Source organism: Salinarimonas sp., from assembly GCF_046292825.1.
Taxonomy (GTDB): Bacteria; Pseudomonadota; Alphaproteobacteria; order Rhizobiales; family Beijerinckiaceae; genus Salinarimonas.
The window spans coordinates 1-15,858 of the sequence record NZ_JBKBQG010000041.1; the positions used below are offsets into that span (position 1 = coordinate 1).

15 protein-coding genes are annotated in these 15,858 nt (G+C 72.1%); 6 read left to right on the plus strand and 9 right to left on the minus strand.

Annotated features, from left to right (window positions below):
- Positions 1-1,561: cisplatin damage response ATP-dependent DNA ligase (locus ACK4UM_RS16605; RefSeq protein WP_409801192.1), on the plus strand; the 1,561-nt coding region annotated here is incomplete at its 5' end.
- A gap of 7 nt (positions 1,562-1,568) precedes the next feature.
- On the opposite strand, the gene ACK4UM_RS16610 is transcribed toward ACK4UM_RS16605, so the two are convergent.
- The 3 genes from ACK4UM_RS16610 to ACK4UM_RS16620 all read right to left on the minus strand — a co-directional run bounded on the left by ACK4UM_RS16610 (position 1,569) and on the right by ACK4UM_RS16620 (position 4,177).
- Positions 1,569-2,024 carry an SWIM zinc finger family protein gene (locus ACK4UM_RS16610; protein WP_409801194.1) on the minus strand — a complete coding sequence of 152 codons (456 nt, stop codon included), beginning with the start codon at positions 2,022-2,024 and terminating at the stop codon, positions 1,569-1,571.
- Positions 2,025-2,112: 88 nt separating this feature from the next.
- On the minus strand, positions 2,113-3,399 hold the full coding sequence (locus ACK4UM_RS16615; protein ID WP_409801196.1) for a hypothetical protein: 1,287 nt from the start codon (positions 3,397-3,399) through the stop codon (positions 2,113-2,115).
- 121 nt (positions 3,400-3,520) lie between these two features.
- Entirely contained in the window at positions 3,521-4,177 is a 657-nt protein-coding gene (locus ACK4UM_RS16620; protein ID WP_409801197.1) for a DUF1134 domain-containing protein, read from the minus strand.
- A 141-nt stretch (positions 4,178-4,318) separates the two neighbouring features.
- Here ACK4UM_RS16620 and ACK4UM_RS16625 point away from each other — a divergent pair, with 141 nt between their 5' ends.
- Both ACK4UM_RS16625 and chpT read left to right on the plus strand, forming a co-directional pair.
- Positions 4,319-4,879 (plus strand): YHS domain-containing (seleno)protein, encoded by a 561-nt coding sequence (locus tag ACK4UM_RS16625; RefSeq protein ID WP_409801199.1) that lies wholly within the window; start codon positions 4,319-4,321, stop codon positions 4,877-4,879.
- A 114-nt stretch (positions 4,880-4,993) separates the two neighbouring features.
- On the plus strand, positions 4,994-5,635 hold the full coding sequence (chpT, locus tag ACK4UM_RS16630) for a histidine phosphotransferase ChpT (protein ID WP_409801201.1): 642 nt from the start codon (positions 4,994-4,996) through the stop codon (positions 5,633-5,635).
- A gap of 15 nt (positions 5,636-5,650) precedes the next feature.
- Here the strand turns inward: chpT and hisN are convergent, their stop codons facing one another.
- The 4 genes from hisN to rpmE form a co-directional block, all read right to left on the minus strand.
- Complete coding sequence (gene hisN, locus ACK4UM_RS16635; protein ID WP_409801203.1) at positions 5,651-6,433, minus strand: histidinol-phosphatase; 783 nt, start codon at positions 6,431-6,433, stop codon at positions 5,651-5,653.
- Positions 6,434-6,528: 95 nt separating this feature from the next.
- Positions 6,529-7,509 carry a pirin family protein gene (locus ACK4UM_RS16640; RefSeq protein WP_409801205.1) on the minus strand — a complete coding sequence of 327 codons (981 nt, stop codon included), beginning with the start codon at positions 7,507-7,509 and terminating at the stop codon, positions 6,529-6,531.
- Between the two features lie 433 nt (positions 7,510-7,942).
- Positions 7,943-9,346 (minus strand): outer membrane beta-barrel protein, encoded by a 1,404-nt coding sequence (locus ACK4UM_RS16645; RefSeq protein WP_409801207.1) that lies wholly within the window; start codon positions 9,344-9,346, stop codon positions 7,943-7,945.
- A 507-nt stretch (positions 9,347-9,853) separates the two neighbouring features.
- Entirely contained in the window at positions 9,854-10,090 is a 237-nt protein-coding gene (rpmE, locus tag ACK4UM_RS16650) for a 50S ribosomal protein L31 (RefSeq protein WP_409801209.1), read from the minus strand.
- Between the two features lie 179 nt (positions 10,091-10,269).
- Here rpmE and ACK4UM_RS16655 point away from each other — a divergent pair, with 179 nt between their 5' ends.
- From ACK4UM_RS16655 to msrA, 3 genes are all read left to right on the plus strand, one after another.
- Positions 10,270-12,102: an ABC transporter transmembrane domain-containing protein gene (locus ACK4UM_RS16655; protein WP_409801211.1), complete on the plus strand. Its 1,833-nt coding sequence runs from the start codon at positions 10,270-10,272 to the stop codon at positions 12,100-12,102.
- Between the two features lie 107 nt (positions 12,103-12,209).
- Positions 12,210-12,533, plus strand: a complete 324-nt coding sequence (locus ACK4UM_RS16660; protein ID WP_409801213.1) for a hypothetical protein — start codon at positions 12,210-12,212, stop codon at positions 12,531-12,533.
- A 70-nt stretch (positions 12,534-12,603) separates the two neighbouring features.
- Positions 12,604-13,251, plus strand: a complete 648-nt coding sequence (msrA, locus tag ACK4UM_RS16665; protein ID WP_409801285.1) for a peptide-methionine (S)-S-oxide reductase MsrA — start codon at positions 12,604-12,606, stop codon at positions 13,249-13,251.
- A gap of 493 nt (positions 13,252-13,744) precedes the next feature.
- Here msrA and ACK4UM_RS16670 read toward each other — a convergent pair whose 3' ends face one another.
- Together ACK4UM_RS16670 and ACK4UM_RS16675 are read right to left on the minus strand one after the other, a co-directional pair.
- Positions 13,745-14,752, minus strand: a complete 1,008-nt coding sequence (locus ACK4UM_RS16670; RefSeq protein WP_409801215.1) for a 2-hydroxyacid dehydrogenase — start codon at positions 14,750-14,752, stop codon at positions 13,745-13,747.
- Positions 14,749-15,696, minus strand: coding sequence for a 1-phosphofructokinase family hexose kinase (locus ACK4UM_RS16675; protein WP_409801217.1), 948 nt, complete (start codon positions 15,694-15,696; stop codon positions 14,749-14,751). Before ACK4UM_RS16675 ends, ACK4UM_RS16670 begins: the two co-directional genes overlap by 4 nt.
- Positions 15,697-15,858 lie beyond the last annotated feature (162 nt).

The window sequence follows — 15,858 nt, forward strand, 5'->3', positions numbered from 1 at the left end:
GGCCACCCTCCCCTACGGGGAGGGATTCGCGCGCCCATCCCTCCCCGTAGGGGAGGGTGGACTTTCGAGGCGTGAGCCGAGAAAGGCCGGGTGGGGCCCGGGTGGAGATGATCCTGCAAGCGTCGGGCCCCACCCGACCTCCGTCGCTTCGCTCGGAGGCCACCCTCCCCTAGGGGTAGGGATGGGAGAGGGAGACATCACCCTCGAGCATGTCGTCCACACGCTCGCCACCGTCTCGAAATCCGATCTCCCCGCCCGCCTCGCCGAATTCCTCGACGCGCTCGACGAGACCGGGCGCTGGGCGCTCCTGAAACTCATCACGGGGTCCCTGCGCATCGGCGTCTCGGCGCGGCTCGCCAAGACGGCGCTCGCGGAATTGGGCGACGTCGCGCCCGACGACGTGGAGGAGGTCTGGCACGGGCTCGTGCCGCCTTACTCCGACCTGTTCGCCTGGGTCGAAGGGCGCGGCGAAAAACCCGTCTCGCGCGACCCCGCCCCCTTTCGCCCGCCGATGCTCGCCCATCCGCTCGAGCTCGAGGATTTCGAGAAGCTCGACGCCGCCGAATTCGCGGCCGAGTGGAAATGGGACGGCATCAGGGTGCAGGCGGTGGGCGGGAGCGACGGGGAGCGCGGCGTGGTGCGGCTCTATTCGCGCACGGGCGAGGACGTCTCGACCGCCTTCCCCGATCTCGTGACCGCGCTCGCCGGGCTGGAGGCGGCGATCGACGGGGAACTCCTCGTCCTGATCGACGGGCGCGTGCAGAGCTTCAACGTCCTCCAGCAGCGCCTCAACCGCAAGAGCGTCTCGAACGCGCTGATGCGCAAATATCCCGCCCATCTGCGCGCCTACGATCTCCTCGCGGAGGGCGGCGAGGATCTGCGCGCTCTGCCCTTCGCCGAGCGCCGCGCGCGGCTCGAAGCCTTCGTCGTGCGCCACGAGCTGCCCTGTCTCGATCTCTCCCCGCAGGTGCCTTTCGCCGATTGGGAGGCGCTCGCCGGCGCCCGCGGCGATCCCGCCGCGCACGGGGCGGGCGCGGATGCGGAGGCGGTCGAGGGGGTGATGGTCAAGCGCGTCGACAGCGCCTACGTGCCGGGGCGGCCGAAGGGCCTCTGGTTCAAGTGGAAGCGCGAGCCGTTTACGGTCGACGCGGTGCTGATGTACGCGCAGCGCGGCCACGGCAAACGCTCGTCCTTCTATTCGGACTACACCTTCGGCGTCTGGCGCGCGGGGGCGGGCGGGGAGGAGCTGGTGCCCGTCGGCAAGGCCTATTTCGGCTTCACCGATGCCGAGCTCGCCGAGCTCGACCGCTTCGTGAGAAACCACACCAGAGCCCGGTTCGGGCCCGTGCGCGAGGTCGTGCACACGATGGAGACGGGCCTCGTGCTCGAGATCGCCTTCGAGGGCCTGCAGCGCTCGACGCGTCACAAATCTGGGCTCGCGATGCGCTTCCCGCGCGTGTCGCGCATCCGCTGGGACAAGCCTACGGCGGAAGCCGACCGCATCGAGACGCTCGAAGCGATTCTCGCCAAGGGCGAGACGCAGCGCCACCCGGCCGGGTGAGCCCGCCTCAGGCGGCCTCGCCGATCGTGCGCTTGAAGCGGATCGCCGCGTCGCCGAACGCGGCCGCCGCGTCGGCGACGTCGCGCGCGAGCGTGCCCATCGTCTCGACGACATCGGCGGAGAGGCTCGTCGAGCGGCCCTCCTCGAAGGCCGCGAGCGCGCGCTCGTAGGCGATCAGCGCGCGGTCGAGGGCGTGGGCCTGGTCCTCGGCGGCGGTGCCCATCACCGCCTCCTCGACCGCGAAGGCCGCCTCCTCGTCGGGCACGCCGAGCGCGCGCAGGCGCATGCACAGCACGTCGACCACGTGCCGGCACCAGCGCTCGCGCTGGAAGAAGGCGCAGGTGCAATCGACCCGCAAGCTCCCGCCGGCGCCGCGCGTCACCCGCACGCGATGCGCGTGCCCCTCGATGCCCGTGACGTCGAGCGCCACGGCGTCGCGCGCGAGATCGTTCCTCGTCAGCATGCGATTCACCCCCACTTTTTCGCAGAGTGACGCCTTTGCGGCCCGCGCTCAAGCGCGCCGTTCGGCGCATGCACCGGCGATGGCGCACTCAGCGGCGGCGCGCGACCTCGCCTTCCGCGTCGCGGGCGCGGGGGAGAACGGCTGCCGGCTCCGCGGCCTCGACCTTCGCGGCGGGCGCCTCCTGCGCGGCCGCGGCTCCGTTCGCGGCCTCGATGCTCGGCGCGCGCTGTTGCGCCGGGCCGCTGCGGACCGGGCGGGCGGCGCGGCCCGGTCCCTTGTCGTTCCCCTTGCCCGTGTCGACGGCGCGCGGACCGTCGCGGCGCGCGGGCTCGTTCGTCCCACGCGAGCTCGTCGTGCGGCCGCGCAGATCGGCGATCTCCCGCTCGATGCGCGCGCGTCCTTCGCGGGCGGCGCCGAGCGCACCTTCGAGGGCGGACTTGTCCGCCTTGAGCATCTCGATGCGCTCGTTGAGCGCGAGGAGCGCGCTCTCGTGGGTCGCCTCGCGGCTCGCGTCGCGGGCGGCGAGCGCCTCCACCCGCGCCGAGAGCCGGGCCGCTTCGGCCTGCGCCGCCTCGAGCGCGGTCTCGGCCTCGATGGCGCGGCGGCTCTCGGCGTCACGCGCCACCTCGACCTCGCGCAGGCGCGCCTGAGCCGCGTCGGCCTCGGCGGAGCGCCGCTCGGCGCGGGCCTCGGCTTCCGCGAAGCGGCGATCGAGCACCTCCCCGCGCGCCTGCTCGTCGGCGAGCGCCTTTCGGGTGTCGGCGACGAGCGCCCGCTCCTCGGCGAGGGCCTCGCGGATGCGCGCGAGATGGCGCTCGAGCTCGTCGGCACGCGTGGTCTGCGTGGCGAGCCGCGTCTCGAGATCGGAGATCGCGATGCGCTTGGCGTCGATGTCCTGCAGGGCGGCGTCGTGACGCTCCGTGAGGTCGGCATGGGCCGCGCGCAGGGCGGCGAGGGTCTCGCGGGTGTCGGCGAGGTCGCCGCGGGTGTCGAGGAGGTCGGCCTGCGTGCCCGAGAGGCTCGACCGGGTCGCCTCGAGATCGGCCTCGAGCGTCGCGATCCGCGCCTCGCGCGCGGCGAGGGTGCGCTCGAGCTCGTCGATGCGCACGGCGCGGCGGCCGAGTTCCGCGCGGTCCCCCTGCCGCTCGGCGAGGACGGCGTCGACGCGCTGCTCCAGCCGGCGCTCGCGCAGAGCGAGTTCCGCGCGCAGGTGGTCGCGCTCGGCATTGAGCTCGGAGAGCGAGCGCGGGAGCAGCGCCTCCATGCGCCGACGCGCCAGCCGCTCCGCCCGCGCGCCCACGGCCGGAACCATGAGGAGCGCGAGGAACGCCGCTGCGAGCGCGCCCAGCGCGATGTACATTGCGGCTTCGATCACGCCTCGCCTTTCCACTCCCGACCCGAAAGCGATACGGCAAACGCACGAAGGATGCCAGCGGTGGCAAGAGACCTGCGCGTTTTCTCGGACGTGTCCCCCGCGCCACGCGCGCGGCGCGCGATCAGAACGGGTTCCAGGTCGGCCTGTCGGTGAATTTCAGATATCCGAGGTTGATCCCGAGCCGCGCGCCGACGCCGGCTCGGATCGGCACGACGAGCATCTGGTCCGCCATCAGGGCCGTCATCCCGAAGCCTGCGACGATATAGGCCGAGCCGTCCACCCCGACGAAGCGTCGGAACAGGCTCGAGGTCGAATCGAGATTGTAGACGAGCATCATCGTGCGCGCGCCGTCGCCGCCGACGTCGAAGCCGAGCGTCGGGCCTTGCCAGAAGATCGTGTGCTGGCCGGCATTGCGGGTGTAGAGCGTGCCCTCGCCGAAGCGCAGCCCGCCGAAGAAGGCGCCGGACGCCTCCTGGCCGAGGATGTAGCCGTTCGGCTGGCCGTATTGCGCGAAGGCCTGCTCGATCGTCAGCGCCACCCCGCGCGAGAGCGTGCCGAAGAAGCGGTGCCCGGCATCGACGAGTTCCTCGGGGCTGTAGGTCGAGGCCTCGCCCATCGATTGGCCCTGCGCCAGGGCGGGCGCGGGGGGCGCGGCGGCGAGTGCGCCGAGGAGGCCGATCGCGAGGGCCGCGCGCACGATCGCGGAGCGCGCCCGGACCGCGCGGGCCGCGAGACCACGCAGGAGGGAGGGTAGGGCGGGGGGAAGGCCTTTGTCCATGGCTCTAGCGTGCTCCTCGCGCATGCGGCACTCGCTCGAATGCGATCGATTCGGTCGAGACGTCGTTCATGCTCGTCTGCCAAGGTGGCGAAAGCGCGCCGCCGTGTGCCACGCCTTCGGATGTCCTCCCGAGAATCGTCGATGATGGGTAACAGAGCGTTAACGCTGGGCCTCGCCCTGTTGGGTTGGCTCCTCGCGAGCCATGTCTTTGGCAATGTCTCGGGCAACGTCTTGGGCCATGCCGCGCGCGCTGCGCCCCTCGCCGGGATCGTGCTGCCGCCGGCGATCGGGGTGACCGAACGGCTGCCGTTCCAGCACCGGACCGGTTTCGCCCTCGACGGGCTCGATCCGGTCAGCTTCTTCCTCCCCGGCGGTCCCGCCGCGGGCTCGGCGCGGCACGAGACGCTGCACGGCGGGCTCGCCTGGCGTTTCGCCAGCGCGGCGAATCTCGCCGCCTTCGAGGCCGCGCCCGAGCGCTTCCTGCCGCGGCTCGGCGGGCACGACCCCGTGGCGCTCGCCGAGCGCGCCCGGCTGGTGACCGCGCGCCCGCAATCCTTCGCCGTGATCGAGGGGCGGCTCTACCTCTTCCGCGACGAGACGAGCCGCGCGCGCGTGCTCGCCGATCCGCGCCTCGTGACCGCGGCGGAAGCGGCCTGGCGCGCCGCGCGCGGCGAGCTCGTCCAGCCCGCGGCGCTGCGCTGAGGCGGCGCCGTCGCGGCTTTGCGCGAAACGGTGCTTTGCAAGCTCGTCCGGGAAAGCTACTGAGAGGCGCGGGCACGCCGCCCGGCCGAATCGCTTCGCTTTCCGGAGGGGCCCATGGCCACCGTCTCCCTCGATGCCCTCGACCTTGCCGCGCTGCTCTGCTCGCGCGTCTGCCACGACGTGATCAGCCCCGTCGGCGCGATCGTGAACGGCCTCGAGGTGATGGAGGAGGACGGCGACGAATCGATGAAGGAATTCGCGCTCGACCTCATCCGCAAGAGCGCGCGCCAGGCCTCCGCCCGCCTCCAGTTCGCCCGGCTCGCCTTCGGCGCCGCCGGCTCGGCGGGCGCGGCGATCGATCTCGGCGATGCGGAGAGCGTGGCCAAGGGCTTCTTCGGCGACGACAAGACGCAGCTCACCTGGGACGCGCGGCGCATGCTGCTGCCGAAGAACCGGGTGAAGCTCCTCCTCAACCTCATCGTAATCGCCATGCAGGCGATCCCCCGCGGCGGCGTCGTCGCGGTGAAGGTCGAGGGCGACGAGGCGGCCTCCACCTTCCGGCTGGAGGCCAAGGGCATCAACGCCCGCATCCCCTCGCACGCGCCCAAGCTCATCGCCGGCGAGACCGAGGACGGCACCGTCGACGCCCACGCGATCCAGGCCTATTACACCGGCCTCATCGCCCGTGCCGCCGGCATGGCGGTGACCTTCGCGATCGACGGCGACACGGTGACGATCACCGCCCTGCCGGCGTGAGCGCCCGGTCGGCGCTCACCCCGCCAGGAGCCGCAGCGCCTCCTCGTGGACGCGCTTGTCGCCCGCCGCGATGACGGTGCCGCCGGCCGAGGCGTCGCCGCCGTCCCAGGCGGTGACGATGCCGCCGGCCCCCTCGACGATCGGGATCAGCGCGACGATGTCGTAGGGCTTGAGCCCGGCCTCGACCACGAGGTCGATATGGCCCGCCGCGACCATGCAATAGGCGTAGCAGTCGAAGCCGAAGCGGGTGTTGCGCGCCGCCGCCTCGACGCGGGCGAAGGCCGGGCGCTCCTCGACCGAGAAGAGATAGGGGCTCGTGGCCGAGAGCGTCGCCTCCGCGAGGCTCGCGCAGCGGCGGGTGCGCAGGCGCCGCGGGCCGCCGGGGCCGCGATAGCTCGCCTGGCCGCGATCGCCGAAGAAGCGCTCGCCGGTGAACGGCTGGTGCATCATGCCGTAGCAGGGCGCGCCCTTGCGGGTGAGCCCGATCAGCGTGCCCCAGCTCGGCAGCCCGGCGATGAAGGCGCGGGTGCCGTCGATCGGATCGAGCACCCAGACGTATTCGGCCTCGGCGCGCTCGGTGCCGAATTCCTCGCCGACGATGCCGTGCTCGGGGAAGGTGCGCTTGATCATGTGGCGCATCGCCGCCTCGCCCGCGCGATCGGCCTCCGTCACGGGGTCGAACGTGCCGCCGACGCCCTTGTCGAGGGTGGCGAGGCTCGTGCGGAAGAAGGGCAGGATCGCCTTGCCGGAGGCGGTGGCGAGATCGTCGACGAAGCCTGCGAAATCGATGACGGCCATGACCTGACGAGCGCCCCCTCGGCGCGGCGTTGCGGGACGCCCGTTCTAGCAAGCGCCCCGGCGCTGGCAAGGGGAGACGGCGGGCGAACGGCCGATCAGCCCTCCGCCGCCGGGTCGGGGAAGACGCGCCCGCCGAGCGCGCGACGGGGGCCGCCGGGGCCCTCCGGCAGGGGGATGAAGTCCGCCTCGTCGCCGGGCACGGTGGCGAAGCGCCCGCGCCGCCATTCCTCGCGCGCTTCCTCGATCCGCTCGCGGCGCGAGGAGACGAAGTTCCACCAGATGTAGCGCGGCCCCTCCATCGGCGCGCCGCCGAACAGCATCAGCCGCGCATCCGTCGCCGCCTCGACGACGATCGGGTCGCCCGGCCGCAGGACGAGGAGCTGGTGGGGCGGGAAGCGGCGCCCGGCGACGACGATCTCGCCCGACAGCGTGTCGAGCGCGCGCTCCTCGTGATCGGGCGCGACCGGCAGCCGCGCGCCGGCCTCGAGCGCGACGTCGACATAGAGGGTCGGCGAGGGCGCGACGAGCGGCGAGCGCGCGCCGAGCGCCTCCCCCGCGATCACCCGCGCTGAAATCCCCTCCGCTTCGACCCGCGGCAGCGCCGCCTCGCCGTGATGGACGAAAGCGGGGTCGCTCTCCTCCGCCTCCACCGGCAGCGCCATCCAGGTCTGGATGCCGAACAGGCGCTGGCCGGCGGCGCGGCGCTCCGCGCTCGTGCGCTCGGAATGCACGATGCCGCGCCCGGCCTTCATCCAATTGACGGCGCCGGGGCGGATCGCCTGCTCGGTGCCGAGCGAATCGCGATGCAGGATCTCGCCGTCGAACAGGTAGGTCACGGTCGCGAGATTGACGTGGGGATGGGGGCGCACGTCGATGCCCTGGTCGGTGAGGAACTCGGCAGGGCCCATCTGATCGAAGAAGATGAACGGGCCGACCATCTGGCGCTTGGTCGAGGGCAGCGCGCGCCGCACCTCCATCTCTCCGAGATCGACGGCGCGCGGCACGATCACGAGATCGATGGCGTCCACGCTCGCGGCGTCGCCGGGGGTCGGATCGGGGCAGGGATGGAAGCTCATCTCGGGCCTCTCGCATGGCTCTGATCGCTTCAGATGGGGTGACTGCGACGCTTGTGCGAGAGGCTGTGCCGGCCGCACATGACGCCGTACGCCCGCGGCGAGCGCCATCCCTGTTGTGTGTGCCTATCGTTGTGTTGTCATCCCGGACGCCGAAGGCGATCCGGGACCCATAACCACGACGTGCCAGTCGCAGCCTGTAGGCTGCGTTTCTCCGACGATCGATGTTGCACGGTAGTGCAGCGAGCGCGGCGTGCGCGCTCGCACTTGTCGTCGCGGGTATGGGTCCCGGGTCCGCTTCGCGGCCCGGGATGACAACCTCGGAAAGAGTCACGGACTCGCAGGGGCTGGAAAAAGAGCGTGTCGTCGTCGTCGCACGCATGCGCGAGCGATGCCGTGCGCACGCCGCGATCCTGCGGGGGGGGCGGAGGCCCGCTCAGCGCGCGAGGCGCAGGCCGACGAGGCCGATGTCGGCGCCGTAGCCCGCCCCCGGCGCGCTCGAGCGCAGCCGCTCGTGGGAATAGCGCGCGGTCACGGCGAGGGTGCGCGAGAGGCGCCATTCGAGCCCGGCACTCGCGGTCAGGAGGTCCTCGGTCAGCGCAGCGCCCCGGTAATCGGTGCGGGCGAGGCCGATCGTGGCGTCGAGGACGAGGGCGCGAGTGAGCTCGTGGGAGATGCCGAGGCTCGCCGAGAGGGCCTGCGCGCTCGTCGCCCCCGCGACCCGCGTCTCGGCGATGGCGCTCTCGCCCGAGAGGCTCACGCGGGTGAGCGGCGTCGGCGACCAGATCAGCGCCGCCTGCGCGACGGGCCCGTCGACGTCCGCGCGGCCGGGCGCGAGGAAGCTTCGCCGCTGCCAGCCGACCGACGCCTCGCCGCTGAGGAGCGCGCTCGCGGCGATCCGCGCGCCGACGCGGCCGGTGAGCCCGCGCGACTCGCGGGTCTCGGCGGCGGAGCGCTCGACGTAGCGGCGCTCGTCGATCTGCGCCTCGACGAAGGGTTCGAAGCCGGGGCCGACGAGATAGCCCGCGCGCAGAGCGAGCGCGGGCTCGAGGTAATCGGCCTCGCGACGCGACAGGCGCGTGCCGTCGGCGCGGCGGGCGTCGCCGTTGATCGTGCGCGTCAGCGCGCCGCGCAGCGAGAGGCTCGCATGGGCGCCGCGCGCGGCGAGCGTGGCGGCGCCCTCGACGCTGGTGACCTGGGGGCCGCGGGCGACGTCGCCCGGCAGCTCCGGCGTGCCGGCCCGCTCGCGGGCGGTCGCGGCGCGCGCGTCGAGGGTGAGGTCGAGCCATTCGCGGATGTCGAGGCGCAGGCGCGCGCCCGCTTCGCCGGAGGCGCGCGGATCGGTCGCGCCGCGGAACAGGTCGGCGCGGCCGCGCGCCTCGATCGCCAGCGCGTGGCGGGACCAGTCCGTCTCGAGGGCCAGCGCGCCTTCGGTGCGGGAGAATGCGGTCGCGCGCCCGCCGGCGGTGAGGCGCTCCGGGTTCGAATCGATGCCGACCGATTGGGTGAGCGAGGGGCGCAGCGTCAGGACGCCGAGGCGCAGGCCGAGCGGCGCGAACGGATCGGCCTCTTCGGGTCGCGCGCGGCGGACCGGCTCGGGCGCGGGCGGCGGGGGGGCGAGCCGCGTCACGGGGACGCGGACGGGCGCGAGCACCGGCGCCTGGACCTGCCCGCGCACCGGCACGACGACGCGCGGATCGCGCGCCGCACGCAAGGGTGGGTCTAGTGTCCCGAAGAGCCCGTCCTCGACGCCGATCGCGCCCGCGTCCTGCGCCCGCGCCCCCCCGAGCGGGAGCGCGGCGAGCGCCGTCGCGAGGAGAAGAGCGGTGGCGAAACGCAAGGCGAGCACCGTCCGGAGGAGGCGACGCGGCCGGCCCGCGTCGTGCTTTCCGAAAGGTGAACGGGAAGGGTTAAGGCGCGGTTAGCGGGGGAGGGGAGCGCGAGGGGGTCGTGGAGGGGTCCGAATCTTACGAGGGCTGTCATCCCGGGCCGCGAAGCGGACCCGGGACCCATAACCTCGACGACAAGTTCGAGCGCGCATGCCGCGCTCGTTTCGCTACCGAGGAAGAGCCGACCGTCGTAGAAACGCAGCCTACAGGCTGCGACCGAGGCGTCGCGGGTATGGGTCCCGGATCGCCTTCGGCGTCCGGGATGACAGCCTCCAAAGGATTTTTCATAGCTCTCAGGGGAAGGAAAGCGGCGGCGTCGCTCCGGACAGGCGTGGCCCCGCTGAGCCCGAACCCCGAACGTGAAAAACCCCGGGGCGCGCGGGGCTCCGGGGTGGTGCGATGCGGGTCTCGCGACGGGCGTCGGAGCCGCGCGCGGCGGCTCCCGACGGCCCGATCGATCACTTGCGGCCGAAGGAGAGGCCGCCGAAGCGCGAATTGAAGCGCGACACGCGCCCGCCGCGGTCCATCAGCTGCTGCGAGCCGCCGGTCCAGGCCGGATGCGTCGACGGGTCGATGTCGAGGTTGAGGGTGTCCCCCTCCTTGCCCCAGGTGGAGCGGGTCTTGTAGGTCGTCCCGTCCGTCATTTGAACGGTGATGAAGTGATATTCCGGATGGGCAGTCGCCTTCTTGGCCATAACCTTGGTCTCCTGTGGGCCGAGCGCGCGGTCGGCGCGTGACGGCGGCGGCCCGCGACGTTATGTCGAGCCTGTGAACGGGATCGCGGGGCTATACCCCAGGCGGTGTGCGAGTTCAAGCGAGCCGATACGCCCTCGTGCGGAGGACGTGCCGGACGATCGGTCGGAAGGTCGAGAGCATGCGTGGACGAAAGAACGAGGACCCGACGATCCCCGGCGAGCCGAGCGCCCGCCCGCGTGCGAACCTCGCCGCGCTCAAGCCGCTCGTGCGGTTCGCGCTGGCCTACAAGGCCCGCATCGCCGCCGCGCTGTCGGCTCTGCTCCTCGCCTCGATGGCGACGCTGGCGGTGCCGATCGCGGTGCGGCGGGTGATCGACCACGGCTTCACCGACGGCGACGGGGATCTGATCAGCGCCTATTTCGGCATGCTGCTCGTCGTCGTGGCGCTCCTCGCGCTCGGCAGCGCGCTGCGCTACTATTTCGTCATCACGCTCGGCGAGCGGGTGGTGGCCGACGTGCGCGCCGCCGTCTTCCGCCGCCTGACGACGCTCGACCCCGCCTTCTTCGACGCGGCCAAGGCGGGCGAGCTCGTCTCGCGCCTCACCGCGGACACGACGCAGGTCAAGGCCGCCTTCGGCGCCTCGATCTCGATCGCGCTGCGCAACGCGGTGCTGCTCGTCGGCGCGATCGGCCTGATGGTCTGGACGAGCCCGCGCCTGTCCACCCTCGTCCTCGTGGCGCTGCCGCTCATCGTCGTGCCGATCGTCTTGTCGGGGCGCAAGGTGCGTCGGCGTGCGCGCGTCGCGCAGGACAAGCTCGCCGACGCCTCCGCCTACGCCGCGGAAGCGGTCGGGGCGGTGCGCACGATGCAGGCCTTCGGCATGGAGCGCGCGACCGCCGAGCGATTCGCGGCGGCGGCCGAGGACGCGTTCGAAGCGGCGCGGGTCTCGACCTTCGCCCGCGCGATCCTGACCGGCACGGCGATCTTCCTCGTCTCGGCGAGCGTGGTGGGCGTGCTCTGGTACGGCGCGCAGGCGGTGCTCGCAGGCGAGATCAGCGGCGGCACGCTCGGCCAGTTCGTGCTCTACGCGGTCTTCGCCGCCTCCGCCATGGGCCAGCTCTCGGAGGTCTACGGCGAGCTCGCCCAGGCCGCTGGCTCGGCCGAGCGGCTCGGCGAGATCCTCGCGGCCTATCCCGCGGTCGCGCCGCCCGCCGAGCCGCGGCCCCTGCCGGAGCCGCCCGTCGGCTCGATCGGCTTCGAGGACGTGCGCTTCGCCTATCCGACGCGCGAGGCCCATGCGGCGCTCGCAGGCGTGAGCTTTTCGGTGCGGCCGGGGGAGCGCGTGGCGCTCGTCGGCCCGTCCGGCTCGGGCAAGAGCACCGTCCTGCAGCTCATCCTGCGCTTCTACGATCCCCAAGGCGGGCGCGTTCTCGTCGACGGCCTGCCGGTGGACGAGGTCGATCCGCGGGCGCTGCGGGCGCGTCTCGCGCTCGTGCCGCAGGAGCCGACGATCTTCGGCGCGAGCGTCGCCGACAACATCCGCTACGGTCGCCCCGACGCGAGCGACGAGGAGGTGCGCCGCGCCGCCCGCCTCGCCTCGGCGGAGGCCTTCGTGGAGGCCCTGCCGAACGGCTTCGCGACGCTCGTCGGCGAGCGCGGCGTCACGCTGTCCGGCGGCCAGCGCCAGCGCATCGCGATCGCGCGCGCCATCCTCAAGGACGCGCCGATCCTGCTCCTCGACGAGGCGACCTCGGCGCTGGACGCCGAGAGCGAGCGCGACGTCCAGACCGCGCTCGACCGGCTGATGGAGGGGCGCACGACGCTCGTCATCGCCCACCGGCTCGCGACGGTGCGCTCGGCCGACCGCATCCTCGTGCTCGAGGACGGGGCGATCGTCGAGGAGGGGACGCACGACAGCCTCGTTGCCCGCGGCGGCCTCTACGCCCGCCTCGCGCGCCTGCAATTCGACAGGGGCGAAGAGCGCGGCGAGCGCTCGGAGGCGGCGGAATAGCGACTTGCGGGCAACACTTGCAAATCGAGGCGATTTTTAGGCTTGCTCCGAGGCGGGTAGATCACATTTAGTCATCGTCCCGTATCGGTTCGCGAGTGTGTTGCCCCATGATCCGTTTTTTCGTGCGCGTCCTCGGCCTCCTGCTCGTCGCGGCCGGCTTCGTCGGCATCGTCGTCGATGGGACGCGATCGATCGCCAATCACGAGATCGCCTTCACGCCGCTCGGACAGGTGCTGTTCACGCTGTTCCCGCAGAGCTTTCCGATGCTCGAGCCCGCGGTGACGCGCTACGTCTCGCCGGTCCTGTGGGATCCCGTCCTCCTGACCATCCTCCTGTGGCCGGCCTCGATCGTCTCCTTCGTCATCGGCGCGCTCCTGATCTGGGCCGGCCAGCGCCCGCGCGAGGAGGTGGGGTACCTCACCGACAAGTGAGGCGCGCCGGCCACTGGCACGATGGGCTCGCGCGCCCCAGATCAGGGGCGTGAGCGAAGGAGCCCGCCCGATGTTCTTCCTGCGCAAGAAATCCACCATCCCGACGCCCGCCGAGGCGCTGCCCGGCCGCGCGGCGCCGATCCCGACGGCGGAGCGCCACCACGTCTCCGGGCGCCCGCTGAAGGGGCCCTATCCGGAGGGCGCGCGGCTCGCGACCTTCGGGCTCGGCTGCTTCTGGGGCGCCGAGCGCTGCTTCTGGAAGCTGCCCGGGGTCATCGTGACCGCCGTCGGCTACGGCGCCGGCCACACGCCGAACCCGACCTACGAGGAGGTCTGTTCCGGCATGACCGGGCACAACGAGCTCGTGCTCGTCGTGTACGACCCGAACGAGATCTCGTACGAGACGCTCCTCAAGACCTTCTTCGAGAGCCACGACCCGACCCAGGGCATGCGCCAGGGCAACGATGTCGGCACGCAATACCGCTCGGGGATCTACGTCCACGACGGCGCGCAGCGCGACGCCGCCGAGCGCGCCCGCGCCGCCTATCAGGAGGCGCTCAGCGCCCGCGGCTATCCGGACATCACCACCGAGATCCGCGAGGCGGGGCCGTTCTACTTCGCCGAGGACTACCACCAGCAATACCTCTCGAAGAACCCCGGCGGCTATTGCGGCCTCGGCGGCACGGGAATCGGCTGCCCCGTCGGCGTGACCGCGTAGGCCGATCCCTCCCCGGAGAAGCTTCGAGACTCCCACATCGTGTTGTGCGGATAGGAACGAGACGAAGAAGCGCCGCCGCTCTCCTTCCCCTCAGGGGAAGGTGGCCCGGCGCCGAAGGCGACGGGTCGGATGGGGTTTTTCGCCGCGACAGCGGCGAAGGGGCGTTGTCGTAAAGCTCCGTACGTAAGGCGGCGCCCGACGCCCCTTCGCTCCTTCGGAGCGAAAGACCCCATCCGTCTCCGGACCCTGTTCGGGTCCGGAGCCACCTTCCCCTGAGGGGAAGGAGAGGGAGCGTCTTGTTCGCGTCGAACGCTTGCAAATTCGCCGATGCGGGCACTCCGTTGCCCCGTAGGGGAGGGTGGACGTTCGAGCGGCAGCGAGAACGGCCGGGTGGGGCCCGACGCTTGCCGCGAAATCTCCACCCGGGCCCCACCCGACCTCGTTCGCTGCGCTCCGAGGCCACCCTCCCCTCCGGGGAGGGACGCCCCCCGCCTCAATCCGCCAGCCGCTCCACCGAGACCGGGTGCCGCGGCTCGCCGGTCTTCTCGAAGGCGTCGATATTGGCGATGGTGGTGTCGGCGATGTTGGTCAGGGCCTCGTTCGTCAGGAAGGCCTGGTGGCCGGTGATCAGCACGTTGGGGAAGGTGAGGAGCCGCGCGAAGACGTCGTCGTCGATGATCTTGTTCGACAGATCCTCGAAGAACAGGTCGCTCTCCTCCTCGTAGACGTCGAGCGCGAGATGGCCCACCGCGCCCGATTTCAACCCGTCGAGCACTGCGCGGGTGTCGATCACCGCGCCGCGGCTCGTGTTCACGATCATCACGCCGTGCTTCATCTTGGCGATCGCCGCGGCGTCGATCATGTGGTGCGTCTGCGGGGTGAGCGGGCAGTGCAGGGAGACGATGTCGGCGCGCGCGAACAGCTCGTCGCGCGAGACGTAGGCGATGCCGGCTGCGCGGCAATCGGGGTTCTCGTGGACATCGTGGGCGATCACCGTGCAACCGAAGGCGGCGAGGAGCCGCCCCGCGATGGCGCCGATCTGGCCCGTGCCGACGATGCCCGCCGTCTTGCCGTGGAGATCGAAGCCGATCAGCCCGTCGAGCGCGAAATTGCCCTCGCGCACGCGGTTGAAGGCGCGGTGGATGTTGCGGTTGAGCGCGAGGATCAGCGCGATCGTGTGCTCGGCCACCGCGTGCGGCGAATAGGCCGGGACGCGCGCGACCGCGATCCCGAGATCGCGCGCCGCCTGGAGATCGACGTTGTTGAAGCCCGCGCAGCGCAAAGCGACGAGCCGCACGCCCATTTCGGCGAGCTTCTCGAGGGTCGCGCGGTCGACCACGTCGTTGACGAAGACGCACACGCAGGCCGCCGCGTCCGCGAGCACCGCCGTGTCGGCGTTCAGCCCCGCCTCCACGAAGACGAGGCGATGCGCGCTCCCCGCGGCGGCCTTCTCGAGAAATCGGCGGTCGTAGGGCTTGGCGCTGAAGACGACGATCTTCATGCGAGGCTCTCCTCTGGCATGGCGGCGATCTGCGCCTCGAGGCGCTCGACGTCGGGGCGGGCGCACAGATCGGTGCCCGGCGTGAGCACGGCCGCGGTGCCGGCGGCCATGCCGGTGACGAAGGCCTCGCGGGGGGATTTGCCGTTGGCGAGCGCGAAGGTCATGCCCGCCACGAAGCTGTCGCCCGCCCCGACCGCCGAGCGCACCTCGACCTCCGGCGTCTCGCGGCGCACGACGCCCTCGCGCGTGGCGAGGAGCGCGCCCTCGTGGCCCATCGTGACCGCGACGATCTCCGCCTTGCCCGCCGCGACGAGCGCCGCCGCCTCGCGGGCGATGGCGTCGATCCCGTCGAGCGGTCGGCCGACGAGCGCCTCGAACTCGCCGGAGCTCGGCTTGACGAGACGCAGCCCGCCATGGGCGATCGCCGCCCGCAAAGCCGCGCCGGAGGTGTCGAGCACGATCGCGATGCCGCGCTCGCGGGCACGGGCGACGAGGCGCGGGTAGAAGTCGTCGGGCGCCCCGCGCGGCAGGCTGCCGGAGGCGACGACGTAATCCGCGTCGTGAGCCGATATCCTGTCGAGAAAGGCCTCGCATTCCTGCACGGTGAGGCGCGGTCCTTCCGGCACGAAGCGGTATTCCTTGCCGCTCTCGCGCTCGAACACGACGTGGCTGATGCGCGTGTCCTGCGCGATCGGCACCCGCTCGAAGGCGATTCCGCGCTGGCCGACGAGGGCGTCGAGCACGCCGCCCGTGACCCCGCCCGCGGCATAGACGGCGACCGATTCGCCGCCGAGCTCGCGCACGACGCGCGCCACGTTGATGCCGCCCCCGCCCGGATCGTAGCGCTCGTTCGTGGTGCGGATCTTGTGGGTGTGGCGGACGCGATCCGTCTCGGCCGCGCCGTCGATCGACGGGTTCAGCGTTGCGGTGACGATCGGCTTCATGCGGTCTCCGGTTCGATGGTGCGGCGACGAGCGGGCGGGCGGCGGCCCCCATGGGACCCTCCGCGAGCCCGCGGCGCAACCCCGCACGGACACGGATTGGGAACTTCGTCCGTGCCGCTTCGTTCGGCCATGCGACGCAAGAGCACGAGTTCCGGACGAGAG

Bases quoted from the DNA above. Each gene is read 5' to 3' on its own strand.
- ACK4UM_RS16670 (WP_409801215.1), bottom strand. From the start codon at position 14,752: ATGAAGATCGTCGTCTTCAGCGCCAAGCCCTACGACCGCCGATTTCTC.
- ACK4UM_RS16625 (WP_409801199.1), top strand. From the start codon at position 4,319: ATGATGGGTAACAGAGCGTTAACGCTGGGCCTCGCCCTGTTGGGTTGG.
- chpT (WP_409801201.1), top strand. From the start codon at position 4,994: ATGGCCACCGTCTCCCTCGATGCCCTCGACCTTGCCGCGCTGCTCTGC.
- ACK4UM_RS16620 (WP_409801197.1), bottom strand. From the start codon at position 4,177: ATGGACAAAGGCCTTCCCCCCGCCCTACCCTCCCTCCTGCGTGGTCTC.
- ACK4UM_RS16640 (WP_409801205.1), bottom strand. From the start codon at position 7,509: ATGAGCTTCCATCCCTGCCCCGATCCGACCCCCGGCGACGCCGCGAGC.
- rpmE (WP_409801209.1), bottom strand. From the start codon at position 10,090: ATGGCCAAGAAGGCGACTGCCCATCCGGAATATCACTTCATCACCGTT.
- ACK4UM_RS16660 (WP_409801213.1), top strand. From the start codon at position 12,210: ATGATCCGTTTTTTCGTGCGCGTCCTCGGCCTCCTGCTCGTCGCGGCC.
- ACK4UM_RS16675 (WP_409801217.1), bottom strand. From the start codon at position 15,696: ATGAAGCCGATCGTCACCGCAACGCTGAACCCGTCGATCGACGGCGCG.
- ACK4UM_RS16655 (WP_409801211.1), top strand. From the start codon at position 10,270: ATGCGTGGACGAAAGAACGAGGACCCGACGATCCCCGGCGAGCCGAGC.
- hisN (WP_409801203.1), bottom strand. From the start codon at position 6,433: ATGGCCGTCATCGATTTCGCAGGCTTCGTCGACGATCTCGCCACCGCC.
- ACK4UM_RS16610 (WP_409801194.1), bottom strand. From the start codon at position 2,024: ATGCTGACGAGGAACGATCTCGCGCGCGACGCCGTGGCGCTCGACGTC.
- msrA (WP_409801285.1), top strand. From the start codon at position 12,604: ATGTTCTTCCTGCGCAAGAAATCCACCATCCCGACGCCCGCCGAGGCG.